The sequence below is a fragment of the Streptococcus mitis genome (genome assembly GCF_946190285.1).
GTDB lineage: Bacteria > Bacillota > Bacilli > Lactobacillales > Streptococcaceae > Streptococcus > Streptococcus mitis_CP.
Genome location: NZ_CAMHZX010000002.1, coordinates 235,651 through 260,210, shown reverse-complemented (window position 1 = coordinate 260,210; position 24,560 = coordinate 235,651). Strand labels below are relative to the sequence as shown.

Annotated in this window: 29 protein-coding genes; 20 read left to right on the top strand and 9 right to left on the bottom strand. The window is 41.3% G+C overall.

What is annotated here, in order from left to right:
• Window positions 1-62: 62 nt before the first annotated feature.
• Genes N8L39_RS04885 through N8L39_RS04875 form a run of 3 tightly spaced genes read left to right on the top strand, consistent with a single transcriptional unit; the run spans window position 63 to window position 3,184 of the window.
• Complete coding sequence (locus N8L39_RS04885) at window positions 63-1,436, top strand: M20 family metallopeptidase (RefSeq protein ID WP_004260932.1); 1,374 nt, start codon at window positions 63-65, stop codon at window positions 1,434-1,436.
• Entirely contained in the window at window positions 1,429-2,490 is a 1,062-nt protein-coding gene (locus N8L39_RS04880) for a methionine ABC transporter ATP-binding protein (protein ID WP_049510500.1), read from the top strand. Before N8L39_RS04885 ends, N8L39_RS04880 begins: the two co-directional genes overlap by 8 nt.
• A gap of 1 nt (window position 2,491) precedes the next feature.
• Window positions 2,492-3,184, top strand: coding sequence for a methionine ABC transporter permease (locus tag N8L39_RS04875; RefSeq protein ID WP_261010137.1), 693 nt, complete (start codon window positions 2,492-2,494; stop codon window positions 3,182-3,184).
• 29 nt (window positions 3,185-3,213) lie between these two features.
• Here the strand turns inward: N8L39_RS04875 and N8L39_RS04870 are convergent, their stop codons facing one another.
• Complete coding sequence (locus N8L39_RS04870; protein WP_261010138.1) at window positions 3,214-3,783, bottom strand: MptD family putative ECF transporter S component; 570 nt, start codon at window positions 3,781-3,783, stop codon at window positions 3,214-3,216.
• A gap of 134 nt (window positions 3,784-3,917) precedes the next feature.
• Between N8L39_RS04870 and N8L39_RS04865 the strand changes: the two genes are divergently transcribed.
• From N8L39_RS04865 to nrdI, 5 genes are all read left to right on the top strand, one after another.
• Window positions 3,918-4,532, top strand: coding sequence for a YesL family protein (locus N8L39_RS04865; protein WP_045605177.1), 615 nt, complete (start codon window positions 3,918-3,920; stop codon window positions 4,530-4,532).
• Window positions 4,510-6,180: a sensor histidine kinase gene (locus N8L39_RS04860; protein ID WP_306800150.1), complete on the top strand. Its 1,671-nt coding sequence runs from the start codon at window positions 4,510-4,512 to the stop codon at window positions 6,178-6,180. The genes N8L39_RS04865 and N8L39_RS04860 overlap by 23 nt, the downstream gene beginning before the upstream one ends.
• 11 nt (window positions 6,181-6,191) lie before the next feature.
• Window positions 6,192-7,478: a response regulator transcription factor gene (locus tag N8L39_RS04855; RefSeq protein WP_261010139.1), complete on the top strand. Its 1,287-nt coding sequence runs from the start codon at window positions 6,192-6,194 to the stop codon at window positions 7,476-7,478.
• Window positions 7,479-7,538: 60 nt separating this feature from the next.
• Window positions 7,539-8,072, top strand: a complete 534-nt coding sequence (locus N8L39_RS04850) for an ABC transporter permease (RefSeq protein ID WP_261010140.1) — start codon at window positions 7,539-7,541, stop codon at window positions 8,070-8,072.
• 77 nt (window positions 8,073-8,149) lie between these two features.
• Window positions 8,150-8,614: a class Ib ribonucleoside-diphosphate reductase assembly flavoprotein NrdI gene (nrdI, locus tag N8L39_RS04845; protein ID WP_261010141.1), complete on the top strand. Its 465-nt coding sequence runs from the start codon at window positions 8,150-8,152 to the stop codon at window positions 8,612-8,614.
• A 47-nt stretch (window positions 8,615-8,661) separates the two neighbouring features.
• Here the strand turns inward: nrdI and N8L39_RS04840 are convergent, their stop codons facing one another.
• Window positions 8,662-9,120 (bottom strand): DUF3021 domain-containing protein, encoded by a 459-nt coding sequence (locus tag N8L39_RS04840; protein ID WP_261010142.1) that lies wholly within the window; start codon window positions 9,118-9,120, stop codon window positions 8,662-8,664.
• On the bottom strand, window positions 9,117-9,557 hold the full coding sequence (locus N8L39_RS04835) for a LytTR family DNA-binding domain-containing protein (protein ID WP_261010143.1): 441 nt from the start codon (window positions 9,555-9,557) through the stop codon (window positions 9,117-9,119). Before N8L39_RS04835 ends, N8L39_RS04840 begins: the two co-directional genes overlap by 4 nt.
• A 206-nt stretch (window positions 9,558-9,763) precedes the next feature.
• On the opposite strand from N8L39_RS04835, the gene mutL reads away from it, so the two are divergent.
• Genes mutL through N8L39_RS04820 form a run of 3 tightly spaced genes read left to right on the top strand, consistent with a single transcriptional unit; the run spans window position 9,764 to window position 12,895 of the window.
• Window positions 9,764-11,713, top strand: coding sequence for a DNA mismatch repair endonuclease MutL (gene mutL, locus N8L39_RS04830; protein ID WP_261010144.1), 1,950 nt, complete (start codon window positions 9,764-9,766; stop codon window positions 11,711-11,713).
• A gap of 15 nt (window positions 11,714-11,728) precedes the next feature.
• Window positions 11,729-12,322 (top strand): Holliday junction branch migration protein RuvA, encoded by a 594-nt coding sequence (gene ruvA / locus N8L39_RS04825; RefSeq protein ID WP_261010145.1) that lies wholly within the window; start codon window positions 11,729-11,731, stop codon window positions 12,320-12,322.
• Window positions 12,323-12,331: 9 nt separating this feature from the next.
• Complete coding sequence (locus N8L39_RS04820) at window positions 12,332-12,895, top strand: DNA-3-methyladenine glycosylase I (protein ID WP_261010146.1); 564 nt, start codon at window positions 12,332-12,334, stop codon at window positions 12,893-12,895.
• Between the two features lie 61 nt (window positions 12,896-12,956).
• Here the strand turns inward: N8L39_RS04820 and N8L39_RS04815 are convergent, their stop codons facing one another.
• The 6 genes from N8L39_RS04815 to N8L39_RS04790 all read right to left on the bottom strand — a co-directional run bounded on the left by N8L39_RS04815 (window position 12,957) and on the right by N8L39_RS04790 (window position 19,103).
• Window positions 12,957-13,988, bottom strand: coding sequence for a S66 family peptidase (locus N8L39_RS04815; protein WP_261010147.1), 1,032 nt, complete (start codon window positions 13,986-13,988; stop codon window positions 12,957-12,959).
• A gap of 138 nt (window positions 13,989-14,126) precedes the next feature.
• Complete coding sequence (locus N8L39_RS04810; protein ID WP_261010148.1) at window positions 14,127-14,804, bottom strand: DUF1129 domain-containing protein; 678 nt, start codon at window positions 14,802-14,804, stop codon at window positions 14,127-14,129.
• 11 nt (window positions 14,805-14,815) lie between these two features.
• Window positions 14,816-15,760 (bottom strand): magnesium transporter CorA family protein, encoded by a 945-nt coding sequence (locus N8L39_RS04805; RefSeq protein ID WP_000815623.1) that lies wholly within the window; start codon window positions 15,758-15,760, stop codon window positions 14,816-14,818.
• A gap of 160 nt (window positions 15,761-15,920) precedes the next feature.
• Window positions 15,921-17,087, bottom strand: coding sequence for a tyrosine-type recombinase/integrase (locus N8L39_RS04800; protein WP_261010149.1), 1,167 nt, complete (start codon window positions 17,085-17,087; stop codon window positions 15,921-15,923).
• A 186-nt stretch (window positions 17,088-17,273) separates the two neighbouring features.
• On the bottom strand, window positions 17,274-18,278 hold the full coding sequence (locus N8L39_RS04795; RefSeq protein ID WP_057487976.1) for a virulence RhuM family protein: 1,005 nt from the start codon (window positions 18,276-18,278) through the stop codon (window positions 17,274-17,276).
• Between the two features lie 189 nt (window positions 18,279-18,467).
• Window positions 18,468-19,103 (bottom strand): helix-turn-helix domain-containing protein, encoded by a 636-nt coding sequence (locus N8L39_RS04790; protein WP_001107582.1) that lies wholly within the window; start codon window positions 19,101-19,103, stop codon window positions 18,468-18,470.
• Window positions 19,104-19,254: 151 nt separating this feature from the next.
• On the opposite strand from N8L39_RS04790, the gene N8L39_RS04785 reads away from it, so the two are divergent.
• From N8L39_RS04785 to N8L39_RS04745, 9 genes are all read left to right on the top strand, one after another.
• Window positions 19,255-19,473 (top strand): helix-turn-helix domain-containing protein, encoded by a 219-nt coding sequence (locus N8L39_RS04785; RefSeq protein WP_261010150.1) that lies wholly within the window; start codon window positions 19,255-19,257, stop codon window positions 19,471-19,473.
• 14 nt (window positions 19,474-19,487) lie between these two features.
• Complete coding sequence (locus N8L39_RS04780) at window positions 19,488-20,114, top strand: Rha family transcriptional regulator (RefSeq protein ID WP_000424674.1); 627 nt, start codon at window positions 19,488-19,490, stop codon at window positions 20,112-20,114.
• A 435-nt stretch (window positions 20,115-20,549) separates the two neighbouring features.
• Complete coding sequence (locus tag N8L39_RS04775) at window positions 20,550-20,843, top strand: hypothetical protein (protein WP_025170800.1); 294 nt, start codon at window positions 20,550-20,552, stop codon at window positions 20,841-20,843.
• 98 nt (window positions 20,844-20,941) lie between these two features.
• Window positions 20,942-21,157, top strand: a complete 216-nt coding sequence (locus N8L39_RS04770; protein WP_261010151.1) for a hypothetical protein — start codon at window positions 20,942-20,944, stop codon at window positions 21,155-21,157.
• A complete protein-coding gene (locus N8L39_RS04765) occupies window positions 21,154-21,447 on the top strand; it encodes a hypothetical protein (protein WP_261010152.1) in 294 nt (97 codons plus the stop codon). Before N8L39_RS04770 ends, N8L39_RS04765 begins: the two co-directional genes overlap by 4 nt.
• Window positions 21,428-21,769, top strand: coding sequence for a hypothetical protein (locus N8L39_RS04760; protein ID WP_000058832.1), 342 nt, complete (start codon window positions 21,428-21,430; stop codon window positions 21,767-21,769). The genes N8L39_RS04765 and N8L39_RS04760 overlap by 20 nt, the downstream gene beginning before the upstream one ends.
• A complete protein-coding gene (locus N8L39_RS04755) occupies window positions 21,762-22,049 on the top strand; it encodes an XRE family transcriptional regulator (protein WP_261010153.1) in 288 nt (95 codons plus the stop codon). The genes N8L39_RS04760 and N8L39_RS04755 overlap by 8 nt, the downstream gene beginning before the upstream one ends.
• Window positions 22,030-22,890, top strand: coding sequence for a primase alpha helix C-terminal domain-containing protein (locus N8L39_RS04750; protein ID WP_261010154.1), 861 nt, complete (start codon window positions 22,030-22,032; stop codon window positions 22,888-22,890). Before N8L39_RS04755 ends, N8L39_RS04750 begins: the two co-directional genes overlap by 20 nt.
• A gap of 163 nt (window positions 22,891-23,053) precedes the next feature.
• On the top strand, window positions 23,054-24,550 hold the full coding sequence (locus N8L39_RS04745; RefSeq protein ID WP_261010155.1) for a phage/plasmid primase, P4 family: 1,497 nt from the start codon (window positions 23,054-23,056) through the stop codon (window positions 24,548-24,550).
• Window positions 24,551-24,560: the final 10 nt, after the last annotated feature.

Genomic DNA, 24,560 nt, shown 5'->3' with positions numbered 1-24,560 from the left:
TCTTGCTTTTGTATAGAGCATGGATTGTCAGGAAGAGTAGTTCATAGAAAGGTAGAGAGAATATGGTTTTTCCTAGCGAACAAGAACAGATTGAAAAATTTGAAAAGGATCAGGTAGCCCAGCATTATTTTGAGGTTTTGCGTACCTTGATTTCTAAGAAGTCGGTCTTTGCCCAACAGGTTGGACTTAAGGAAGTCGCAAACTATCTGGGTGAGATTTTTAAGCGTGTTGGGGCTGAAGTGGAGATTGATGAGACTTATACGGCGCCTTTTGTCATGGCACATTTCAAGAGTTCGCGTCCAGATGCCAAGACCCTGATTTTCTATAACCACTATGACACTGTGCCAGCGGACGGGGATCAGGTCTGGACAGAGGATCCCTTTACGCTTTCGGTCCGCAATGGCTTCATGTATGGGCGTGGGGTTGATGATGATAAGGGTCATATCACGGCTCGTTTGAGTGCTTTGAGAAAATACATGCAGCACCATGATGATCTGCCTGTCAATATCAGTTTTATCATGGAGGGAGCGGAGGAATCAGCTTCGACAGACCTAGATAAGTATCTGGAAAAACATGCGGACAAACTCCGTGGTGCAGATTTGTTGGTCTGGGAACAAGGGACCAAAAATGCCTTGGAACAGTTAGAAATTTCTGGTGGAAATAAGGGGATTGTGACCTTTGATGCCAAGGTTAAAAGTGCTGATGTAGATATCCACTCTAGTTATGGTGGGGTTGTGGAGTCAGCTCCCTGGTACCTCCTTCAAGCTCTACAGTCTCTTCGTGCCGCAGATGGTCGTATCTTGGTTGAAGGTTTGTACGAAGAAGTGCAAGAGCCAAATGAACGTGAATTGGCCTTGGTGGATACCTACGCTCAACGAAATCCAGGGGAAATCAGCCAGATTTATGGTTTGGAATTGCCTCTCTTACAAGAGGACCGCGTGGCCTTTCTAAAACGTTTCTTTTTTGAACCAGCTCTTAATATCGAAGGGATTCAGTCAGGTTATCAAGGACAAGGAGTCAAAACGATTTTACCTGCAGAAGCCAGTGCCAAGCTAGAGGTTCGTTTGGTTCCTGGTCTAGAACCGCATGATGTTCTGGAAAAAATTCGGAAACAGCTAGACAAAAATGGCTTTGATAAGGTAGAATTATACTATACCTTGGGAGAGATGAGCTATCGAAGCGATATGAGCGCGCCAGCCATTCTCAATGTAATCGAGTTGGCCAAGAAATTCTATCCACAGGGCGTTTCAGTCTTGCCGACAACAGCGGGGACAGGGCCTATGCATACGGTTTTTGATGCCCTAGAGGTGCCAATGGTGGCCTTCGGTCTAGGAAATGCCAATAGTCGAGACCACGGTGGAGATGAAAATGTGCGAATCGCCGATTATTACACCCATATTGAATTAGTAGAGGAGCTGATTAGAAGCTATGAGTAGAGATATTATCAAGTTAGATCAGATCGATGTGACTTTTCATCAAAAGAAGAGAACCATCACAGCGGTCAAGGATGTGACCATTCACATTCAAGAAGGGGATATCTACGGAATCGTTGGATATTCTGGAGCAGGGAAATCAACCCTTGTACGGGTGATTAATCTCTTGCAAAAACCATCTGCAGGGAAAATTACCATTGACGACGATGTGATTTTTGATGGCAAGGTGACCTTGACGGCTGAGCAGTTGCGTCGTAAACGTCAAGATATCGGAATGATTTTCCAGCATTTTAACCTGATGAGCCAAAAGACAGCAGAGGAGAATGTAGCCTTTGCCCTTAAACATTCTGGACTTAGCAAGGAAGAAAAGAAGGCTAAAGTAGCTAAGTTGTTGGACTTGGTTGGCTTGGCAGACCGTGCTGAAAACTACCCTTCACAATTATCTGGAGGGCAAAAACAACGTGTGGCCATTGCGCGTGCTTTGGCAAATGATCCAAAAATCTTGATTTCAGATGAGTCAACTTCTGCCCTTGACCCTAAGACAACCAAGCAGATTTTGGCCTTGTTGCAAGATTTGAACCAAAAATTAGGCTTGACTGTTGTCTTGATTACGCATGAAATGCAGATTGTCAAAGATATTGCCAATCGTGTGGCAGTTATGCAGGATGGGCATTTGATTGAAGAGGGTAGTGTTCTTGAAATCTTCTCAGACCCTAAACAACCCTTGACCCAGGACTTTATCTCAACAGCTACAGGTATTGACGAAGCCATGGTCAAGATTGAGAAGCAAGAAATCGTGGAACATCTGTCTGAAAACAGTCTTTTAGTGCAACTCAAGTATGCAGGTGCTTCGACAGACGAGCCACTTTTGAATGAATTGTACAAGCATTACCAAGTAACAGCTAATATCCTCTATGGAAATATCGAAATTCTCGATGGTACTCCTGTTGGAGAATTGGTTGTGGTCTTGTCAGGTGAAAAAGCAGCGTTGGCAGGTGCTCAAGATGCCATTCGTCAAGCAGGCGTACAACTAAAAGTATTGAAGGGAGGACAGTAAGATGGAATCATTGATTCAAACCTATTTGCCAAATGTCTATAAGATGGGCTGGGCTGGTCAGGCAGGCTGGGGAACAGCCATCTACCTAACCCTCTATATGACAGTTCTTTCCTTCATCATCGGAGGGTTCTTGGGTCTAGTGGCGGGTCTTTTCCTTGTCTTGACTGCGCCAGGTGGTGTCTTGGAAAATAAAGTCGTTTTCTGGATTTTGGATAAAATCACCTCTATTTTCCGTGCGGTTCCATTTATCATTCTCTTGGCAGTCTTGTCACCCTTCTCTCATCTAATCGTAGGGACAAGTATCGGGCCAAATGCGGCTATCGTACCGCTATCTTTTGCAGTCTTTGCCTTCTTTGCCCGTCAGGTGCAGGTGGTATTGGCTGAACTGGATGGTGGTGTCATTGAGGCGGCTCAAGCGAGCGGAGCAACATTCTGGGATATCGTGGGTGTCTACCTATCAGAAGGTCTTTCAGATTTGATTCGTGTGACGACTGTGACCTTGATTTCACTTGTTGGTGAAACAGCCATGGCCGGTGCGGTTGGAGCTGGTGGTATCGGTAACGTAGCCATTGCTTATGGATTTAACCGCTACAATCACGATGTAACTATCTTGGCAACCATCATTATCATTTTGATTATCTTTGCAATCCAATTCTTGGGAGACTTCTTGACTAAAAAATTGAGTCATAAATAAAAAAGAGCCGTGTGGCTCTTTTTTAGTAATCAGATTTTCTGTGCCAATTTTTTACTCAAGGCTTGTCCAATCAAGGCACCCACTAGGGCTCCGATGACAATACTTGCGATAAATAGAAGGATGGTTCCAGGGTTTGGCGCAACCATGATACGGTCGATATATTCTTGTGATTTTCCTCTTGCTAGAAGGGTTGCCATATAGGCTTTGGGCGCAATCCACATGATTAGAATTGGTCCTGATGTGCTAAAGGCAAAGAGTATGAAAGAAAGGAAATTCTTAGTTTGGTCCTTGTATTTTCCGAGGTTAGCTACTGCATCTGCTAGCAGGCCACAGATAATTCCAGGAAGGAAGGCACCGGCACCGTGTTTAGTCCCCAAGAAAAAGAGGGAGATGACAAGGCCGATAGTGGTAATGGCTCCAAAACGCGGAACTTTTGCGACTAGGATCATATAGACGCTACCGCCGACAAGGGCAGTAAAGGCAGGCGCATAAAACATGTTTCCAGTTTGGTCAAAGAGATTGCCCAAAAGGACACCAATCCCCATGCAGAGGAAGTAAAGAACTGCAAAAAGCAGTGTAGTTAAGATAGATTTCTTCATGAATTGTCTCCTGATAATTTTTTCACAATTCTCATTTTACCATGGTTTGGTGGGATTGTAAATGGATACTAGAAGTTTTTGAAAACGCTTGAAATATGATATAATAGTTTCATAGTTATTTTTAGGAGGATATCATGGGGAGATTTTTAGACTTTGTCTTTAATCGTTTCTTTTTAGGGATGATTGCGACAGCCTTCTTTTGGCTATTAACCTTGGTGGGAGGGATTATCCTTGGTCTAGCGCCGGCTAGTGCCACCTTGATGAGCCTATATGCTGAACATGGTTATAGCTTTCGGGAATATAGTTTGAAGGAGGCGTGGTCTCTTTATAAGCAAAATTTCGTCTCAAGCAACCTGATTTTCTATAGCTTTTTAGGGGTGGATCTAGTTTTGGTCTATGGCCTGTATCTCTTGGTGCAATTGCCTCATCAGACTATTATTCATTTGATTGCGACCTTTTTGAATGTCCTAGTAGTTGCCCTGATCTTTTTGGCCTATACAGTGTCTTTGAAATTACAAGTTTATTTTGATTTGTCCTATCGAAATAGTCTCAAACTATCCTTGATTGGCATCTTTATGAGTCTAGCAGCTGTGGCCAAGGTTCTCCTTGGGACAGTGCTACTTGTGGCAATTGGTTACTATATGCCTGCCCTACTTTTCTTTGTAGGAATTGGGATGTGGCATTTCTTTATCAGTGATATGTTGGAACCGGTCTATGAAAGTATCCATGAAAAATTGGCGACAAAATAGAATGAAGCAGTTTTGGCTACATACGCTTCTAAGAACCTACAGTTCAGTTATGATGATTATTATTGCGAGTTTTGCAATCTTACTCTCTTACGCTGACTGGGATTCACGGGAAAAGGAAGCTCAAAGAGTAGCCCAACGTGTAACCACTCGAACAGTCGATGAGGTGGAGTATTATTATCGGGAGTCAGCCCAACTGGCGCAAGATTTAGTAGCCAATCAAGACCGGATACAAGGGGTTTATAAGTACTTTAGCTTGTCAACTTCTGAGTATTTTTATTGGCTGTTGGAGCATCAAGCAGCTTCGTCAACTTCTATTTCTCTGTATGAAAACATTGATGATCTTTATGTTCAAAATGACTCTATAACGGGTGTGGCAATCGTCTTGCAGGATTTTAAAGAAGTTTATGTTTCAACAAGGGATAAAAGAAGTGGTCATATCTTGCCTGCTGAGGCCTTTAAACCAGAGGCCAATAGTTTTGGTATTCCAGTTCTGGACCCAGCAACGGATCAATCTATAGGAGTGATTTACATCTCCTTGGATCCAGAAGTTTTATATCATGCCATTGACAATACCCGAGGTCATATTCCGATGGCTGTTACTGTGACGTCGCCATTTGATACGGAGATTTTTCATATTGGTGAGAGGGTTAATAGGGAACATGAGAACTGGTTTGTCGGTTTTACCTCTCATGGCTATCAGGTTCAGGTGGCAGTTCCTAAAAACTTTGTTTTACAAGAAACAGTGGCTAGTTCTGCTTTGATTGTGGGCTTGAGCCTTCTCTTTATTGTCATTCTCTATCTGACTTTGAGGCAGACCTTTGCTAATTATCAAAAGCAGGTAGTGGATCTGGTGGATTCCATCCATGCTATTGCCCAAGGGCAAGAAGGTCTTCGCATTGATACGCTTGAAAAGGATCAGGAATTGCTCCTAATCGCAGAGACGACCAATGATATGTTGGATCGTTTGGAAAAGAATATCCATGATATTTATCAGCTAGAGCTTAGTCAAAAAGATGCCAATATGCGAGCCCTGCAGGCGCAAATCAACCCTCACTTCATGTACAATACTCTGGAGTTCTTGCGTATGTATGCAGTCATGCAAAGTCAAGATGAGTTGGCAGATATCATTTATGAATTCAGTAGTCTCTTGCGTAACAATATTTCCGACGAAAGAGAGACTCTTCTCAAACAGGAATTAGAATTTTGCCGTAAATACAGCTATCTCTGCATGGTTCGCTATCCCAAGTCCATTGCCTATGGTTTCAAGATAGACCCAGAGCTAGAGAATATGAAGATTCCTAAGTTTACCTTGCAACCGCTGGTAGAAAATTATTTCGCGCATGGTGTTGACCACAGACGGACAGATAATGTGATTAGCATCAAGGCGCTTAAACAGGATGGTTTTGTAGAAATTTTGGTGGTCGATAATGGCCGTGGAATGTCGGTTGAAAAACTGACAAGTATTCGAGAAAAATTAAGTCAGAGACATTTTGAACACCAAGTCAGCTACAGTGCCCAAAGGCAGTCTATCGGGATTGTCAATGTACATGAGCGTTTTGTACTTTATTTTGGGGACCGCTATGCCATTAGTGTAGAGTCTGCAGAACAAGCAGGTGTTCAGTATCGTATTACAATTCAAGATGAGTAGAAAGGGAGAAAATGTATAAAGTATTATTAGTAGATGATGAGTACATGGTGACAGAAGGTCTGAAGCGTTTGATTCCCTTTGATAAGTGGGATATGGAGGTCGTCGCAACAGCCAGTCATGCCGATGAAGCTCTAGAATATGTGCAGGAAAATCCTGTTGATGTGGTCATTTCCGATGTCAATATGCCAGATAAGACAGGGCTTGAGATGATTAAGGAAATGAAAGAGATATTACCAGATGCTGCCTATATCTTGCTCTCAGGTTATCAGGAGTTTGATTACGTAAAAAAAGCCATGAACCTTAGTGTTGTGGACTATCTGGTCAAGCCTGTTGATAAGGTAGAGTTGGGTAATCTGCTAGAGAAGATTGCGGGTCAGCTCGGCGAGAGAGGAAAGAAAAGTCAGACCCTCAGTCAAGATTTAGACGAGGCTGGATTTGTCAGTTATTTAGGTGGTAAGGAGAATTGGTGGATAGGCCTATCTAAGGAAAAGCAAGGTTCCTTCACCATTCCCTACTATGTCTTGGGTCAAGACTGGCAGATTTTCATTTCTGACCAACCCCTAGATGGTTTAGTCGTTACTCCCTTTGAAGCCCCTTATCAAGAACATTTTGAACGTTGGAAGCTGAATGCTGAGAAAGCCCTCTTTTACGGCTCTGTAAATCTGCAGCAGTCGGAGAGCCTCTTCGCCTATTACGAACCGATTTATAGGGTTATCATTCAGGGAAATCTCAATCAAATCGTGGAAGAGTTGAATCTCTTGGAGAAGGTAGTTCTTGAAAATACACCCCGTGTTCCGATTACCAAACAGCTTTTTATCCAGTTTGTCATGGATGTCTTCCACTTGTTTGAACACCTCAAAGCTGATGATATGACGGATATCGTTAAAACCATTCATGCTATTCAATCCTTCGATGAACTGGTTCCTTATATCAAGGAAACTCTGACTCGATTCTTTGGACAATATCGGATGAATGAAAATGTGGTTAGTGTGCTAGAAGTCATTGGGCGTGATTATCAGAAAGAACTTTCCCTCAAGGATATCAGTAAGGATCTCTTTATCAATCCTGTCTATCTAGGACAGTTGATCAAGCGTGAAACCAATTCGACCTTCGCAGAATTACTAAACAAACAACGCATTAAGGCCGCTCAGCAGCTCTTACTTTCAACTAGTGACAGTATCGAAGATATTTGTTATGCTGTTGGCTACAGTAACGTTGGATATTTTTATAAAGTTTTCCGAAAATTGTGCGGAAAATCGCCAAAAGCCTACCGAAAACAGGTAGAAACTACACTATAATATTTGTATCCCTTTACAAAAAGTGCTATAATATCGATAATAATATCAGGAGGTTCTATTATGAAAAAGAAACCGATTTATCTATGGGTCTTGCTAATCTTGTCTGCTCTTATTTCAGCTATGTCTCTGTTTGGAATGTTGAGTCCCTTGCCTAGCAAAGAAGCCCTTCGTGCCGCTCAGAAACAAGTTGCAGGGGTCAGTGCTCAGCAATTAGAAGACCAGCTTAATTACACCTATAGAGTAGCAGAATCAACTCATTCTATTTTTAATATGGCCTTGATTGTGCTATCTGCTATTTTAGTGGTAGTAGCGATTGTCTTCCTTATTCGTAAGAATTTGCAATATGCAAACTATACTTATGTCGGCTATGTTTTGCTAGCCATTATTGGTTCGATTTATGGCTATGTTGGTTTACAGGATGCTGTGCAGTTAGTTCACGATGAAACCATGCGTTTAGGGATAAGTGTTATTTCACAAGCCGTTAGCATTCTCTCTATCGTCATCAATGTTCTTTTCCTAGCCCTTGTTTTCTATAAGATTTGGCGTCAACAGAAAGCCTTGGCTGAAGAAGAGGAAACAGAAGATCTTGCCTAAGTATTGACAAAAAAGAACTATCAAGATACAATCTTGGTAGTTCTTTTTCGATTAAAAATAAAATCATGGAGGTACATATGAAGACAATTTCTTTAGTTTATATCAGTCTGAGTGGGAATACTGAGAGTTTTGTGACCCGCCTGAAAGACTATCTCTTGTCCCAGTACGAGGGAATTGAGGTTCAAAAGATTCATATCAAGGATTTGGTCAAGGAAGGCCAAGATTTTTATGAAATGGACCATCCCTATGTCACTTTTTTGCCGACCTACCTCGAAGGTGGGAATGGCGTGGATAACGGAGATGTTGAGATTTTGACGACACCTGTTGGGGATTTTATCGCCTATGGCGACAATGCTAGTAAGTGTTTTGGCGTGGTTGGTTCAGGAAATCGTAACTTTAATAACCAATACTGCCTGACAGCCAAGCAATACAGTCAACGTTTTGGTTTTCCTGTATTGGCTGACTTTGAAATGCGAGGCATGCTGGGAGATATCAAACGTTTGGCTGCAATTATTGCGGATTTGTATGAGTTGGAAAGTTGAGCTTAGGCTTGGCTTTTTTATTATTCCAAGCAGTTTTATCAGAACTTTTACTTTCTATGCTCCAAGAGTTGATTGATGTGGTCTACTTTTCTAGCTTCTCTTTTATAGAGAATAGCCCAAATGATGAGGTAGACAATCGCAAACTCGATAATGAGTTGGAGATAAAAGATCCAGTGGAAGGGGAACCAACCAGCCAGAGTTGCTAGTGGGACAAAGCCAGCCAGCATAAGGAAGAAATGAGTCAGAGTGGCACGGAGCATGCTCCAGTCACGGCTGAATAAGCGGTTGCCAAAGTTGAAGAGCATACCGATAGCTGCCCAGATAAGTGTGCAGTAGAGCAAGACCAGGGCACCGTGAACCTGATGTTGAATCATCGCTTGGCCAATGAGAGAGTAGGGATTTAGTGGGGCATAAGTACTCGGTGCATAAATGAGTGAAAAGATGATAGAGAGGATGAGGCCGATGAGAACACCAGTCGCTGCGTCGTGAAAGATTTGTTTTTTCATAGTTCTAATTTCTCCTTGATGGTTTTTAGGTAACGGCGTGAAGAGTAGGTGAAGCTTTCGTTTTTTAGAAAGATTTCTACCAGACCGTTGGGTGTGAGCTTGAGATGAGAGATGGAGTCGATATTGATGATTTCTGATTGGGAAATTTGGATAAAATTGCTTGGCAAGAGTTCAAGAACCTGATAGAGTCGTAAATCAATGGTGTAGGTCTGACTTGCCGTTTCTGCCAGAACCTTCCGATTCTCGATATAGAAGCGCTGAATCTTGCCAATCTCAACTAGATAGACCTGATCATCGATCTTCCCTTTGATTTTTTCTCTTTGGTCCAGATTTTCTGCAAATTCGATAACTTTTTGGACTTTTTCGGTTTTTTGAGGTGCTTGGACAATCAATTTTTCCTCCTCGTAAGTTTCACTAATTTGTAGTTCTACTTTCATAAATTTCTCTCCTTGTTTTTCATACAAAATTGTGATCACTTCTTGTACACCTTTATTAAACACTATTTTACGACACCTGGCAAGGGACTTTGTCTATGTGGAGGGATTTGGCTTCTATATGGCGCTTGCTTTTCTGTCCTTTCTGAAATATGGTATAATAGCACTAATCAATTTCTAGGAAAACAGATACAGAAAGGGGCTGAAAGATGTCTCATATTATTGAATTACCAGAGATTCTGGCAAACCAAATTGCTGCTGGAGAGGTTATCGAGCGTCCAGCTAGCGTTGTTAAGGAGCTGGTAGAAAATGCTATTGATGCTGGCTCTAGTCAGATTATCATTGAGATTGAGGAAGCTGGTCTCAAGAAGATTCAAATCACAGATAATGGTCATGGAATTGCCCACGATGAAGTGGATCTGGCCCTGCGTCGCCATGCAACCAGTAAGATAAAAAATCAAGCAGATCTCTTTCGGATTCGGACGCTTGGTTTTCGTGGTGAAGCCTTGCCTTCTATCGCTTCTGTTAGTGTTTTGACCCTTTTGACGGCGATGGATGGTGCAAGTCATGGAACCAAGCTCGTCGCGCGTGGGGGTGAAGTTGAGGAAGTCATCCCAGCGACTAGTCCTGTGGGAACCAAGGTTTGTGTGGAGGACCTCTTTTTCAACACGCCTGCCCGTCTCAAGTATATGAAGAGCCAGCAAGCGGAGTTGTCTCATATTATTGATATTGTTAACCGTTTGGGCTTGGCCCATCCTGAGATTTCTTTTAGCTTGATTAGCGATGGCAAGGAAATGACGCGTACAGCAGGGACTGGTCAACTGCGCCAAGCTATCGCAGGGATTTACGGTTTGGCGAGTGCCAAGAAGATGATTGAAATTGAGAACTCTGACCTAGATTTCGAAATTTCAGGTTTTGTATCCTTGCCTGAGTTAACTCGGGCTAATCGCAACTATATCAGCCTCTTCATCAATGGCCGTTATATCAAGAACTTCCTACTCAATCGTGCTATTTTGGATGGTTACGGTAGCAAGCTTATGGTGGGACGTTTTCCACTGGCTGTCATTCACATCCATATCGACCCTTATCTAGCAGATGTCAATGTGCATCCGACCAAGCAAGAGGTGCGGATTTCCAAGGAAAAAGAACTGATGACGCTGGTTTCAGAAGCTATTGCAAACAGTCTCAAGGAACAAACCTTGATACCAGATGCCTTGGAAAATCTTGCCAAATCGACCGTGCGCAATCGTGAGAAGGTGGAGCAGACCATTCTCCCACTCAAAGAAAATACGCTCTACTATGAGAAAACTGAGTCGTCAAGACCCAGTCGAGCTGAGGTGGCTGATTATCAGGTAGAATTGACTGATGAAGGACAGGATTTGACTTTATTTGCCAAGGAAACCTTGGATCAATTGGCCAAGCCAGCAAAATTGCATTTTGCAGAGAGAAAGCCTGCTAACTATGACCAACTAGACCATCCAGAGTTAGATCTAGCTAGTCTTGATAAGGCTTATGATAAGCTGGAGCGAGAAGAATCATCCAGCTTCCCAGAGTTGGAATTTTTCGGCCAGATGCACGGGACTTATCTCTTTGCCCAGGGGCGAGATGGGCTCTACATCATAGACCAGCACGCGGCTCAGGAACGGGTCAAGTACGAGGAGTATCGTGAAAGCATTGGCGATGTTGATCAGAGCCAGCAGCAATTGCTAGTGCCCTACATCTTTGAATTTCCTGCGGATGATGCTCTTCGTCTCAAGGAAAGAATGCCTCTTTTGGAGGAAGTGGGTGTCTTTCTAGCAGAGTACGGAGAAAATCAATTTATTCTGCGTGAACATCCTATTTGGATGGCAGAGGAGGAGATTGAGTCAGGTATCTATGAAATGTGCGACATGCTCCTTTTGACCAAGGAAGTTTCTATCAAGAAATACCGAGCAGAGCTGGCTATCATGATGTCCTGCAAACGGTCTATCAAGGCCAACCATCGTATCGATGATCATTCGGCCAGACAGCTCCTCTATCAGCTTTCTCAATGTGACAATCCCTATAACTGTCCCCACGGACGTCCTGTTTTGGTGCATTTCACCAAGTCGGATATGGAAAAGATGTTCCGACGCATTCAGGAAAACCATACCAGTCTCCGTGAGTTGGGGAAATATTAAACTAAAAGGAAAACTATGTACGAATATTTAAAAGGAATCATTACCAAAATCACTGCTAAATACATTGTTCTTGAAGTCAACGGTATCGGTTATATCCTGCATGTAGCCAATCCCTATGCCTATTCAGGTCAGGTTAATCAGGAAGCTCAAACTTATGTGCATCAGGTTGTGCGTGAGGACGCCCATTTGCTTTATGGATTTCGCTCAGAGGATGAGAAAAAGCTCTTTCTTAGTCTGATTTCGGTCTCTGGGATTGGTCCTGTATCAGCTCTTGCTATTATCGCTGCCGATGACAATGCTGGCCTGGTTCAAGCCATCGAAACCAAGAACATCACCTACTTGACTAAATTCCCTAAAATTGGCAAGAAAACAGCCCAACAGATGGTGTTGGACTTGGAAGGTAAGGTAGTAGTTGCAGGAGATGATCTTCTTGCCAAGGTGGCAGTCCAAGCCAGTGCTGAAAATCAAGAACTGGAAGAAGCTATGGAAGCCATGTTGGCACTGGGCTACAAGGCAACTGAGCTCAAGAAAATCAAGAAATTCTTTGAAGGAACGACAGATACAGCTGAGAACTATATCAAGTCGGCCCTTAAAATGTTGGTCAAATAGGAGCAGAACATGACAAAACGTTGTTCGTGGGTCAAGATGACCAATCCTCTCTATATCTCCTATCATGATGAGGAGTGGGGCCAGCCCCTCTATGATGACCAAGCATTGTTTGAGTTGTTGTGCATGGAAACCTATCAGGCAGGCCTGTCTTGGGAAACGGTGCTCAACAAACGCCAAGCTTTCCGAGAAGCCTTTCATGGCTATCAAATTCAAGCGGTGGCAGACATGACCGACACCGAGTTGGAAGCCTTGTTGGAGAATCCAGCCATCATTCGCAATAGAGCCAAGATTTTTGCTACACGCGTTAACGCCCAAGCCTTTTTACGACTACAGGAAGAGTACGGCTCTTTGGATGCCTATCTTTGGTCTTTTGTTGAGGGGAAAACGATTGTGAACGATGTTCCCGATTACCGCCAAGCCCCAGCTAAAACACCCTTGTCTGAGAAATTAGCCAAAGATCTCAAAAAAAGAGGTTTCAAGTTCACAGGCCCAGTCGCTGTCTTGTCTTTTCTACAAGCAGCGGGCCTGATTGACGACCACGAGAATGATTGTGCGTGGAAAAGCGGTTATTAGTGAGTACAGGTAACTAGAATATTTGAGAATATAGAAAAAAGCTGAGAAATTCTTCCCAGCTTTATTTGTTATAGTCAAAGCGAATGACTTGCTCCTCTGCATTTACATAGGCGTGAACGCCAAAGGGAACAATAGCTCTTGGAGTTGCGTGGCCGACATTCAAATTATAGACAATCGGGATGTTGCTATCAATGATATCCAATAGTGCGTCTTTATAGTCGTCATAGAAAGTTTCATCCATAGGTTTCCCGATCAAGAGTCCACTGATAACCTCGAATATGCCAGTGTCCTTTAAAGTCTGCAACATCTTTTTGAAGTCGTCTGGCTCAGGCTTTTCTTCGCTTGTTTCTAGCAAGAGGATTTTTCCTTCCCAGTCTGACAAGTCAGGGAAAAGTTTGTATTCTTGGCAGAGCTCCGTGCTGTCTGCGTATCGAGAGTTGTCAAAGATATCGTAGAGAGATTCGAGACAACCACCGAGGATTTCCCCTTCGAACTGGGCATTTCCTTGCAACAACTCAAAACCAGTATTTTTCTGACTGACACGAGGTGACCCCAGAACCTTGGGACTAAAATCAGTTCGTTCCTCATACCAAACGTCACTGGGGCGGATTTCTGAGATTCTTCCCGTCTCAATCAATTCTTTAAAGTAGTGAAAGCTATAGGGCAACATCTCCTTGTCCAATTCACAAATGTCTGCTAAAAAGGATTGACCATAAAAAGTTTTAACACCTAGTTTATGCAACATGAGATGGTTCATGGTTGTATCTGAGAAGCCAAGAAAAATCTTTTGTTTGATAGCTTTTTCTAGTTGGTCATTTTCAAAAAGGTAGGGCAACAAACGATAGGTATCATCCCCACCGATGGCACATAGGATCATGTCGATGCTATCGTCCGAAAAGGCCTGCATCAAATCCTCCGCACGGGCTTCAGGATGATTCTTGATAAAGTCTAAGCCTTTTAACGAATGGGGCAAAAAGATAGGATTGAGTCCCAGATCCTTGAGACGTTGGACACCCAAATCCACTTCGTGTTTGACAAAGTCTTCTCCGATAATGCCACTAGATAAACTAACAATACCAATAGTAGAAACCATATCTCATCCTCCTAGAAATAGATTGAGCCTATTTTATCACAAAAGATAAGAGAAAGCTATGTGGGATGTCAGAAGAATGCTTTTAAATCAAGAAAGTAGTAAAAAGCAACCGCATCTGCAGTTGCTTTTATCATTCTCTTAATAACGTGTTGGTCCTGCACTTGCGCTGCGGATGTTCAAGCGTTTTTTGAGATAGAAGCGAAGGGCTAGGAGAATTGCTCCGATAATAGCTAGTGGCAATGGAGCAAGTACTGGGTTAAGGTTAGCTGGTAGGAAGCTTGTTGCAAAGAAGACAAGCAACCAAAGGAACATAGAAGCTAGGATAACTAGTACAGATTTCCAGAAAGGTGGACGTTGACTGCGGTCCATATCTGGTCCATAGTATTGGTAAACAAAGTAGTACATCAAGTAGAAGGCAAATCCACCAACCAGTCCAACTAAGAGGAGGGTAATCAATCCATAGCCGAAAGCTTGATCTGCTGAGAAGAAGGTTGTGAGGGCGCTGACGAGGGCAAAGAGGCTAGTGATGAAAAGGGCTGAATCCATAATCATGAGTTTTGGATCATCATTTTCCTTTGGATGCTCTTTGTCATATTGTTCCTTGACAGTGAAACTATGAGCCCAGTGGGTCGGTGCGCCATAGAGGGAACGAGCAGTCGTACCCTTGGCTTGCTTCTCAAGGATTTGGGGAATAACTTCCTCAAAAATAGCCTTGATTTCAGCGTCTGTTTTCCCATCTTTGATGAATTGTTGGGTAGCGATGTGGACAAACTCTTGGTTTTTCTTTGTTAATTTTTGTAGATCAATCTGAGACATAGGAACTCCTCTTAGAACCATTTTTTATGGATGAGATAGAGAGTGAGCGAGACACTCATAGCAAAAGCGATAAAGACGATTAACCAGAAGGCATTCGGCTCGCCGTTTAGGGGGATTTCATTATCCTTAAAGTTCATCCCGTAGGCAGAAAAGACCATGGTTGGGATGGACATGACGATGGTCACAAGGGCCAAGGTTTTCATGATGTTGTTCTGGTTGTTGGAAATGATAGAGGCAAAGGTCTCCGTCATAGAATGCAAGACGTTTCCATAAATGTCTGCCATCTCGATGGCCTGTTGGGTTTCAATCAGGGTGTCTTCAAGCAGGTCTTCGTCTTCAAGGTATTTCTTGATATTGCTGGTTGAGCTGGTTAATTTCTTAATCACGCGCTCATTTGTTTTGAGGGAGGCCTTGAAATAGACGATGGTTTTTTCCAATTCCATGAGCTCAATCAATTCTTCATTACGAGTTGATTGATGCAGTTGACTTTCGATTTGTTCACTCTTACGGTCAATCGAACGAAGGGCTGTTAGGTAAAGTTCTGCATTGCGATAGAGAATCTGGAAGATAAAACGCGAACGCATGAAGGTGTAGAAATTACGCAATCGACGGTTGATAAAGACATCGAGGACCGGTAATGGTTCCAAACAAGTAGTGATAATGGTCTCCTCGGTGATGATAATACCAAGCGGGATGGTTACGTAGTAGGTGCGATTATTTCTTTCTTCTGTGACCGGCACGTCAACGATAATCAGGGTGTACTCGTCTTCAATGGTAATACGAGACATTTCTTCCGCATCGAGCGGTGCTCGGAGGTCGGCAATATCAATATCGAAGGCGTTAGCGATTTCGAGAGATTCATTTTGAGTCGGATTGACGAGATTGATCCAAGTACCCGGTTCAAGCGTATCGATCTCTTTAAATTCAGTTGTTGTAGAGAGAAAAACTTGTTTCATATCCCTTATCCTTTCTCATTTTTCAGATTTTTTCACACCGTACTATTATACTACAAAATCGGCCTTTTTCAAAATAAATCTAACAAAAATCCTGTTGCTATTGGATTTTTACTTTGTCTTGAAATGTTGATTTTTAAATTTGCTCCCCTTTTTGCTCCCCCTATAGTGCTTTTAGTGCAGTTTCGTAGAATGATACTGCTTTTTTTGCGTTCTCTTTTGATAGGTGGCTGTATATATCCATGGTCATTGATAAGGTGGAATGACCTAGGCGGTACTGGAGTTCTTTGTAAGGAATACCAGAGTTAAGCAATAAACTAGCGTGAGTGTGACGGAATCCATGAAAGCCAATGCTAGGAACATCAGCACGCTTAAAATGTGTTTGCAATCTTCTTTTAAGTCTTGAACTGCTAGGATACTCATGAATGAAATCAGAAAATACTACACTTTCACGTTGCCCTATCTTCCAAGCCTCTTTAGTTTGGCGTAGTTTGTACTGCTTTAGCATGCTAACAGTAGCTTGATCTATATCTATATCCCGATAACTAGCCTTAGATTTTGGGCTATTGATTTCTAAATCCCGATTTAGTGTTTTGGTAATATGCACAACGGCATTATCTAAGTCAATATCAGACCAGCTAAGTGCTAGAGCCTCATTGATACGGCAACCAGTAGCCAATAGGAACTTATAGAGTGTCGTCTCATAGTAATAACGGTATCTATGAGTATCTAAATTATCGAGATAACCAAGAAATTTTTTTAGTTCTTGATTTTCAAAGTGCTTTACTTTTTTCCGCTTTGCTTTCTGAGTGTTACGAGGTAAAACCACATCACGCGCAGGATTGGACGGTATAGCTTGCATGGTTACGCCATACTGTAAGATACGTTTGTTTAAAGCGTGTATCTTGTCATAATGTAGAAAAGCCCCTTTTTCCCCTCTATTAGTCTTGTCAGCAAGTTTGTTGATAATGGACTGGATAAGTGGAGTAGTGAGCTTATCGAGCTTGTAAGCCCCAAAAATAGGCAATATATGATTATCAATTAACTTTCTAACATTGCCTTGAGTGTTTGGCTTAACCGTATTCTTATAACTTTCTAACCAGAGATTGGCTAATTCTTGATAGTTTTTTATGGTGCTAGCCTTTTGTCTAGTAGATCCTGCTTTTTGAAAAGCTATTTTTTCTTGATTGGCTTTCTGTTTTAATTCCTTTTGTGTCCGACCTGTTACCTTGGTTTTGACTTTCTTTCCTGTTACCTGGTCAACTCCTAGATATACATTAGCACGGTAAACTTTACTACCGTCTTTTTTTATAACTTCAGTTATTTTCATGATGATAAACCTTTCTAAAATACATCAGCAGGCAAGCTATTATCAAAAAGGTTTTATATCATGCTAGGGGCTACGAGAACCCCCTTATTTTCGATTTTAGAGAGTCAGTCGGTAAATAATACCAGAGTTGGAAGCAAGGCGGATATGGGGTTAATATGGGCTTGTTTATAGTAAACAGGCTTGTATTTAAAGTTTTTTATCGTCAGTTAGCTGTTTTAAAGTTTTTTCAAAGTCCGAGTTTATCTTTTGAGTTTTGTTGAATAGTTGGTATTCTGCTTTTGCTTTATCTTTCGCAACCTTGGAAGTGATTTTTCCATGACCTTCTAAAATATCGTATTCTTGGAAAGTCAAAAAGCGGTCAATGCTTTGGGCTAGTTGTTGCATTGTCTGAGCTTTTCGCTGTTCTATCTGTCTTTCCAGGTAATCAAAATAGCTAGATATTCCTCTTTCAAGGGAACGGATTTCTGTTTCTGAAAGGTAATTCTTTGCTATTTGGGTATCTGCTTGCAGTATGCGACCGTTAGGGGAGTTTTTCCACGTTGTAAGTCCCATGTTGTCTTTTGTGTGGTCAGCTTTCGTGTAGATGATTTCCGCAGCAGTTTGGCCAGTGATTGCATAATGAAACTTATTCTGTACATCAGCATAGAATTGCTTAGTCAACGTACTTTGTGGGTCATAGTCGATAGAGATTTCAGCAAAAATATCTGTAATCTGTAACCATATACGACGCTCACTAGCTCGGATAGAGCGCACGCGCTCCAAGAGCTCACGGAAATAGTCTTTTTCCAGCAAGTTTTCGCCTTGTTTCAGACGGTTGTCATCCATGGCGAACCCTTTTATCATGTACTCACGAAGTACCGAAGTAGCCCACTGTCTAAATCTCGTAGCTTTTTGGGAATTGACACGGTAACCAACTGAAATGATGGCGTCAAGGTTATAGAAATCAACTTGGCGGACAACTTCACGACTACCCTCTATTTGAACTGTTTCCATTTTGGAAATAGTTGCTTTTTCTTCTAATTCGCCCTCTTCAAAGATATTTTTTAGGTGTTTACTGATTGCAGGAACACCGACGTCAAAAAGTCTAGCCATTTCTTTCTGACTAGCCCAAATCGTTTCGCCTTTGATGATGACACTAGCTGTCTCGCTATCGTTGTCAGCGGTATAGATTAAGAATTGTAATTCGTTCATGAGATCCTTTCTAAAATATTGTAAGTGGTTGACATTTGTTGACATCAACAAAATTAGTAGATATGGGGCTTATATAGGCTTGAAGCTTGAGCGAAGCCCGAGAATCCACGCGCTTCAGGATTGTTGAACGTTGTGGCGCGTGGGTATGCTATAGATCGCATAATCGACTTTTTCGGCCATCCTGTTTTGCTATGGTTGCTTTTTTTTATTAAGTAATTCTTCAACTTTAATAATATCTTCTTCTGAATGACTATTTCTAAAATCCTTAATAGCTTCAGTATCTTTAGGGTCTATTAAGGTGTATTCATTAGAAATTTTTAAAATTCTAATTTCTTCCTCAAGCATTTTATTTTCTTTTTCAAGCATTTCTCGCTCTTTCTTCGCTCTCAGTAGTTCATCTAACTGCGAACCTAAATGAGTAACGAGGTCAGAGGGTTCTTTTAAAAAATCATGAGGTAAATTATCATGCTCTAAATCTTTTATAACACCTTTAAATAATTTCTTTTGTTTTCTTTCTGATAAAGACTCAAACATTGTAACAAAATCAATAACAGGCTGCTCACTCTTTAAAATAACCTCTGAATCATGAACAAAAAAACGGGGGTCAATATCTGAGACCTCTACTTTAAAATAGTCAGCAATTTTTTGGAGGTTTTCAGTATTTGGCATTGATCTACCTTTGACATAACCTGTTAGCGTACTTTTTGGAATACCTAAATCATTATGTAAGTCAATTTGTCTTTTACCTTGTTCTTTCATAAGTCTATTTAATCTAGCAGAGAAATAGAGTCTATTTTTAATATCTTGAGGGCTATTTTTTGCCATGTATATTTACCTCCTCCTAAATTTCCTAACTTCATTGTAACACAATAAAATAGAAAAAAGTACGAAAATAATAATATTTTTTAATTTAATTATTGACAAAGTACGAAAATAATAGTACAATTCAATTAGAATTTTAGAAAGGATTTTTTTAATGAAACAGATTACTTTAAAAGGAGCGCGAGTTTCTGCTGGTTATACGTTACGTGAAGTTGGTTCAAAAATCAATAGAAGTTTTCAAACTATCGCAAAGTACGAAAAAGATAGTACTAAAATTCCTGTTGATTTACTAAGAGAATTAACTTCACTTTATAATATTTCCCCTGATCTTATTTTTTTAGGAAAAAGTACGAAAAAAAACGAACTTATTTAGAAAGGAGCAAACCGATGGAACTAGTCTATATGGACGGTAAAAAAGAGCCGTATACTACGAGTGCAATCATAGCTGAATGCGCTGGAATAAAACACCACGCAATACAGGAACACATTAGAAAACAAATTGGACGACTGGAGCAATTTGGAAAGGTGTCATTTAAAATGCGACCTTTACAAAGTGGACAACAGGCAAAAGATTATATTTTGAATGAGCAACAAGCAACATTGCTGATCACATTCTTGAAGAACACCGAGCAAGTGGCCAACTTCAAAACCAACCTAGTCAAAGCATTCTTTGAAATGCGTGATGAACTTTCTAAGTTCCGTATGCAGAGGGCGCTAGAAAAGCCAAAAAGAAAAACCTTGCATGACAGCATTGAGAACTGGGAACAAGCACCAAAGCACGCGCATAGCACCATGAACAACCTGCTACTAAAAGCAGTAACCGACAGGAACGCTAAGCAGTTAAGGGAAGAACGTGGGGGCTACAATGGCATTGATAGCTTGACAAGTGACGAGCTGGAGCAATACCAAGCATTTGAGGATATGGTAATAGCCATGATTGGCTTGAATATGAGTTATCAGGAAATCAAAGCCATGGCATTTAGAAATAAAAAAACACGCCAAAGAAGCGCGTGATTGCAACAAAAAAGGCTTAGCAATAACCACACCGCAAAGCCTTTCACACTAACACTAAAACGAATTTAACAAAGCAGGCAAGCTATTATCAAAGAGGTTTTAGTAAGATTTATACCTAGATTATAGCATATTTAGGGCAATTTGACCATACGGAGAGCGCCAACTCTTTAAACTGGTACTTTTTCACGCTCTCAAACTTTGGCGAGTCTGAGCGTGAGGATATCGTCTATAAGAAACAACTCAAAAAGCCCCACGCTCAGAAATTTGGCGACCGAGAGCATGAGGCTGTAGGCAAGAAAAACTGTATAAGAAACAACCATTCAAAATCCCCACATTCTCCGACGGCAATCTTGAGTGTGAGGATATCCAGTATAGTAAAAAAGCATTAAAAAGCCCTTAGGGCAATTACACAACATAGAAACATAGGTAAAAAACATGACAACAAAAAAAGCAACATCAAGCCAACAAGTTCTATTATCAGCTAAGAAACTAGCAGAATTAGGGAACGAATTAACCGACATCATGAATGTTTTAGAAATGAATAACCTAGCTCTTGAAGGGCTTGAGTTTGCACTACAGAAAGATACAACCACGTTCTTATGGCTTGCTAAAAAATACACTGATACAGCATACGCCCAGAATGAAAAGCTATACGATCGTCTAAATGAAATAGCCTTTTTGCTTTTGAACAATGACGACGCTAAAGAGCTGGAGGCATACCATGACTAAAGATATTAAAGAAATGGCACAAGCCGAAGACGACTTGCTGAATATGGAACAACCTAAACAAGCGGAATTTATCAAGAACTATAAGGCGAGGGCATAACATGAATGAATTAGATTTGACCAATACACAGTCGGTAATCTGTATGGTGGTATTGATTGGCTTATTGCTTTATTTAAACCACCGAGACCGTAAAAAAAGCGCCAAAATTGAGCGAGAAAACCAACAGACGATAGAAACACCTAGCGAGGATTTAAACCCTGATTATGGGCGATATATCCAGCTTGCAGGGGTAAGAGTTTACGGAGGGATGAAATGAGTTACACAATGAATTTATACCCCGATATTGAAAAAATACCAGACGAAACCTATTTTACCAGAGAGATTTTTCTAGCAACGTGCTTGAATAACACAATCAGAATAGCAGTAGCCAGAGGAGTGCTAACATCTCAACTTTTAGACAAAGAAACTAAAGAAGTTGTTTGTAAAACCTTGGATACAATCATAGAAAATCAAAAAGCTATTTTGCAAGGGGTAGCAAGCGGACAAATAACCTTTTTGAATAAAAGCAAAGGAGAGGAGGAACTGAATGAGTCTATCAGAGAATGATAAACGAGTATTAAGACTAATCAAGGTAGGGGCTGAGAACTCCATAACAGGGGCAGAAATCAGCCTGATCACTAAGCTAGCAGAAAGAACCGTGCAAGATATTATCAGCCGTTTAATCACGCGCCATAGCGTTCCTATTGTTGGGGTTCGCCATGGGACATTTAGAGGATATTTTATCCCTGCTAACAAAGAGGAGTTACTGGACGGAGCAAAGGCATTCTATAACCAAGTACAGGAAGAACAGAAACGCCTAACTGTCCTTTTAAATGCTGATTTAGAGAGTTACAAAGAAACCTTGAAGGAGGTGGGTGGATATGTTTAGCCTAAGCCGAGAAAGTGAGCATGACCTGACTCATGGCATTCTGGAGGTAGTGGAAAGATACCTTGAAGCGCGTGATACAGTCAAACCACGACTGACAGGTTTAATCTCAGCCCAGGAAGTCATGGACGAGTTAGATATAAAATATATGACACTCCAAAAATGGGAAAAAGCAGGGCTAAGGCGATACCAGCCCCCACTAGAAGATACTAGGAAAATCTATTATAGAATTTCTGACTTGATGAAGTTTCTGGGGGTGGAGCATGGCAATTTACGAGGCTAAAGGATTTCAAAATAATCTTGTCCATCCATTTGATAAGATTGAGCCGTTCCAGTACATTGAACGCTTTAAACCTTTGGTAGTCCCTGAAGGGGCAAACATTGAAGAATTTAAACGTACACAAGCGCCTTACTGTATCAGTGGGAAAGTGACACCAGAAAAGAATGGCAGTTACAAGCGAAACAACTCCAGTCTAATCTATCGGGATTTGATTTTCCTTGATTATGACGATATACAGGGGACGTCTGAGAGCTTTATAAAAGCCATTTCTAGCGCTTTATTTGGCTACTCCTATATCTTATACCCGACTATTAAACATAGCTTAGAAAAGCCCCGTTTTCGCCTTGTAGTGAAGCCTGACAACGTGATGAACGAGGTAATCTATAAGCAGGTAGTGAAAGAGATTGCTGATAAGATTGGGCTACCCTTTGACATGGCCAGTCTAACCTGGTCACAACTCCAAGGGCTACCAGTAACAACAGGCGACCCAGCAAGTTATCAAAAGATTGTAGAGCATGGCCTAGATTATCCAGTCCCCAAGGTTGAACCAAGAGCGAAGCAAAGAACTACTGAGCTTTACAAGCCTAGAGCAAGCGGCCAGAGGTCAATGACTATGAGGGTCATTGACACACTTTTTAATGGCTTTGGAGACGAGGGAGGACGAAACGTGGCACTGACACGCTTTGTAGGTTTACTCTTTAATAAGTGGGTTGATTGTGACCTAGAGACCGCCTACGAGCTGACAAAGATAGCTAATAGCGTGACAGTTGAACCATTGCCTATTGAAGAGCTAGACCGCACTTTTAGCAGTATAGCACGGGCTGAATATAGAAAGAGAGGATAGAACCATAGAACTAGAAGAATTAGGAAACCTAGAAAGTGAAATCTTAGAGGCGCGTGAAAGCGAGGATAAGCACTTTAAGACTTTCAAAGGTGTTAGGGGACAGCTTATCAAAGAGTGTCAAGAAATCAAGGACAAGGCTTATCAGCAAGCTTATGAAGAAGTTATGGCAGACAGCAAACACCTTGAAAATGTAAAGGCAGGCAGGTTGACCGAGGCCCAGCATGAAGAACTAGCCCAGCAGAAAGGCGAGGAAAAGAGCAGTAAGGCCTTACCAACTAATCCGCTGGGAGTTGCTATTATGTTAAAAAAGTACGTCCGATTTATTAGAATTAAGCCAGAGGCACAAGGGCAAAAAGCCCCATTATATTTCTATAATCCTGATTTTGGTATCTGGTTAGAGGATAATGAATTTTTGCAAGATCTTATTTCTGTCATTTATCCAAACACAACAGAAAAACAGGCATTTGATACGCTTTATAAAATAGCAAGACAAAGCCAAATGAGGGAAATCCAAGGCAATTATACTGTAATTGGGAAACAGCTATACAATGCTAAGACAGGCATTTTTGAAGAAACGACACCAGAGATTACAGCAACAAGAAAGATAAAAACAGGTTATAGCCCTGGAGCAGAAGAGCCTATAATTAACGGCTGGAAGCCGACAGCTTGGCTTTTAGAGTTGTTTGACGGTGACGAGGAACTTTATAACCTTGCTATCCAAATTATAAAAGCAAGCATAACAGGGCAGTCATTGCAAAAAATCTTTTGGTTTTTCGGTGAAGGCGGAACAGGAAAAGGAACTTTTCAGCAGTTACTTATAAACCTAGTTGGTATGGAAAATGTGGCAAGTTTGAAGATCACTGGTTTAACAAAAAGTCAATTTTCAACGTCTATATTATTGGGAAAGTCGCTTGTAATCGGTGATGATGTACAAAAGGACGCAGTAATTAGAGACACTTCAGATATGTTTAGCTTAGCAACAGGCGACATAATGACCATAGAGGACAAAGGGAAACGCCCTTATAGCATACGCCTTAATATGACGGTAGTACAATCTTCTAATGGTTTACCAAGAATGAACGGGGATAAATCAGCTATTGATAGGCGATTTAGAATTTTACCTTTTACCAAAATATTCAAAGGTAATCCTAACAAGGCTATCAAAGACGATTACATTAACCGCAAAGAAGTGCTGGAGTACCTGGTTAAGTTGGCTATTGAAACACCAATCGCTGACATTAACCCTACGAAGTCTATTGAAATACTTGAAGAACACCATAAGGACATGAACCCCGTTATTGATTTTGTTTCTAAGTTTTTTACTGATGAATTGACAAGTGAGTTTATTCCTAATAGTTTTGTCTATCACGTTTGGAAAGGTTTCCTAGAATACTATGGTATTAAAGAAAACAGGTCAGAAATGGGCTTACATCGAGAAATCAAAAGCAACCTGCCTGAAGGTTTCGCAGTTGGCCAGAAGGTTATCCCTGCAGGGCAACAGATCCATAAAGGTTTTTATCCTAAAGAAGACCTACCGCCGTTTGCAAGCGTAGCCTATGCTAATGGTAGGGCAACACCCGAAAAGCAGAAAAAGCCAAAGAATGAACGCGGGTATTACAACCATTGGCCAGAGTACAAAAAGAGAAGGAAAAGAAAATAAGAATTTTATA

Coding starts and splice junctions, on each gene's coding strand:
- N8L39_RS04750 (WP_261010154.1), top strand. CDS start 22,030: ATGGCAATTTACGAGGCTAAAGGATTTCAAAATAATCTTGTCCATCCA.
- mutL (WP_261010144.1), top strand. CDS start 9,764: ATGTCTCATATTATTGAATTACCAGAGATTCTGGCAAACCAAATTGCT.
- N8L39_RS04770 (WP_261010151.1), top strand. CDS start 20,942: ATGAATGAATTAGATTTGACCAATACACAGTCGGTAATCTGTATGGTG.
- N8L39_RS04815 (WP_261010147.1), bottom strand. CDS start 13,988: ATGGTTTCTACTATTGGTATTGTTAGTTTATCTAGTGGCATTATCGGA.
- N8L39_RS04870 (WP_261010138.1), bottom strand. CDS start 3,783: ATGAAGAAATCTATCTTAACTACACTGCTTTTTGCAGTTCTTTACTTC.
- N8L39_RS04820 (WP_261010146.1), top strand. CDS start 12,332: ATGACAAAACGTTGTTCGTGGGTCAAGATGACCAATCCTCTCTATATC.
- N8L39_RS04765 (WP_261010152.1), top strand. CDS start 21,154: ATGAGTTACACAATGAATTTATACCCCGATATTGAAAAAATACCAGAC.
- nrdI (WP_261010141.1), top strand. CDS start 8,150: ATGAAGACAATTTCTTTAGTTTATATCAGTCTGAGTGGGAATACTGAG.
- N8L39_RS04800 (WP_261010149.1), bottom strand. CDS start 17,087: ATGAAAATAACTGAAGTTATAAAAAAAGACGGTAGTAAAGTTTACCGT.
- N8L39_RS04885 (WP_004260932.1), top strand. CDS start 63: ATGGTTTTTCCTAGCGAACAAGAACAGATTGAAAAATTTGAAAAGGAT.
- N8L39_RS04755 (WP_261010153.1), top strand. CDS start 21,762: ATGTTTAGCCTAAGCCGAGAAAGTGAGCATGACCTGACTCATGGCATT.
- N8L39_RS04875 (WP_261010137.1), top strand. CDS start 2,492: ATGGAATCATTGATTCAAACCTATTTGCCAAATGTCTATAAGATGGGC.
- N8L39_RS04745 (WP_261010155.1), top strand. CDS start 23,054: ATGGCAGACAGCAAACACCTTGAAAATGTAAAGGCAGGCAGGTTGACC.
- N8L39_RS04795 (WP_057487976.1), bottom strand. CDS start 18,278: ATGAACGAATTACAATTCTTAATCTATACCGCTGACAACGATAGCGAG.
- N8L39_RS04780 (WP_000424674.1), top strand. CDS start 19,488: ATGGAACTAGTCTATATGGACGGTAAAAAAGAGCCGTATACTACGAGT.
- N8L39_RS04785 (WP_261010150.1), top strand. CDS start 19,255: ATGAAACAGATTACTTTAAAAGGAGCGCGAGTTTCTGCTGGTTATACG.
- N8L39_RS04835 (WP_261010143.1), bottom strand. CDS start 9,557: ATGAAAGTAGAACTACAAATTAGTGAAACTTACGAGGAGGAAAAATTG.
- N8L39_RS04855 (WP_261010139.1), top strand. CDS start 6,192: ATGTATAAAGTATTATTAGTAGATGATGAGTACATGGTGACAGAAGGT.
- N8L39_RS04865 (WP_045605177.1), top strand. CDS start 3,918: ATGGGGAGATTTTTAGACTTTGTCTTTAATCGTTTCTTTTTAGGGATG.
- N8L39_RS04810 (WP_261010148.1), bottom strand. CDS start 14,804: ATGTCTCAGATTGATCTACAAAAATTAACAAAGAAAAACCAAGAGTTT.
- N8L39_RS04775 (WP_025170800.1), top strand. CDS start 20,550: ATGACAACAAAAAAAGCAACATCAAGCCAACAAGTTCTATTATCAGCT.
- N8L39_RS04860 (WP_306800150.1), top strand. CDS start 4,510: ATGAAAAATTGGCGACAAAATAGAATGAAGCAGTTTTGGCTACATACG.
- N8L39_RS04760 (WP_000058832.1), top strand. CDS start 21,428: ATGAGTCTATCAGAGAATGATAAACGAGTATTAAGACTAATCAAGGTA.
- ruvA (WP_261010145.1), top strand. CDS start 11,729: ATGTACGAATATTTAAAAGGAATCATTACCAAAATCACTGCTAAATAC.
- N8L39_RS04805 (WP_000815623.1), bottom strand. CDS start 15,760: ATGAAACAAGTTTTTCTCTCTACAACAACTGAATTTAAAGAGATCGAT.
- N8L39_RS04840 (WP_261010142.1), bottom strand. CDS start 9,120: ATGAAAAAACAAATCTTTCACGACGCAGCGACTGGTGTTCTCATCGGC.
- N8L39_RS04790 (WP_001107582.1), bottom strand. CDS start 19,103: ATGGCAAAAAATAGCCCTCAAGATATTAAAAATAGACTCTATTTCTCT.
- N8L39_RS04880 (WP_049510500.1), top strand. CDS start 1,429: ATGAGTAGAGATATTATCAAGTTAGATCAGATCGATGTGACTTTTCAT.
- N8L39_RS04850 (WP_261010140.1), top strand. CDS start 7,539: ATGAAAAAGAAACCGATTTATCTATGGGTCTTGCTAATCTTGTCTGCT.